This is a genomic window from Neisseria sp. P0021.S006 (genome assembly GCF_051956895.1).
This window is the reverse complement of sequence record NZ_JBQCWZ010001100.1, coordinates 1-500: the sequence shown is the minus strand read 5'-3', so window position 1 is coordinate 500 and position 500 is coordinate 1. Positions and strand designations below refer to the sequence as shown.

Genomic DNA, 500 nt, shown 5'->3' with positions numbered 1-500 from the left:
CTTCAGGATAGTCCAAGTCCAAAAGCGGTACACCGCCCACCACGCCGGCGGAAACGGCAGCAACGGCTTCACGGATCGGGTTTTCGCTGATAAGGCCGTCTGAAAGGAGTTTGTCCACGGCGATTTGCAGGGCAACGTAGGCGCCGGTAATGGAGGCGGTACGCGTGCCGCCGTCGGCTTGGATAACGTCGCAGTCAATCAGGATTTGGCGTTCGCCAAGTTTTTCCATATCGACAACGGCGCGCAGCGAGCGGCCGATCAGACGTTGGATTTCTTGTGTGCGGCCGGACTGTTTGCCTGCGGCGGCCTCACGGCGCATACGGGAGGCGGTGGAAGCAGGCAACATGCCGTATTCGGCCGTTACCCAGCCTTGTTCTTTACCGCGCAGGAACGGTGGGACATTTTCGTCGATGGAGGCAGTGCAAATCACTTTGGTGTTGCCGCACTCAATAAGGCAGGAGCCGTCGGCATGGGGGAGGAAATTGGGGGTAATTTTGATG

At 58.6% G+C, this 500-nt stretch carries 1 protein-coding gene; it reads right to left on the bottom strand.

Annotated features, from left to right (window positions below):
- A partial coding sequence (gene rph, locus ACTHUM_RS18945; RefSeq protein WP_440403820.1) for a ribonuclease PH occupies window positions 1–499 on the bottom strand: 499 nt, incomplete at its 3' end.
- Between the last annotated feature and the right edge of the window lies 1 nt (window position 500).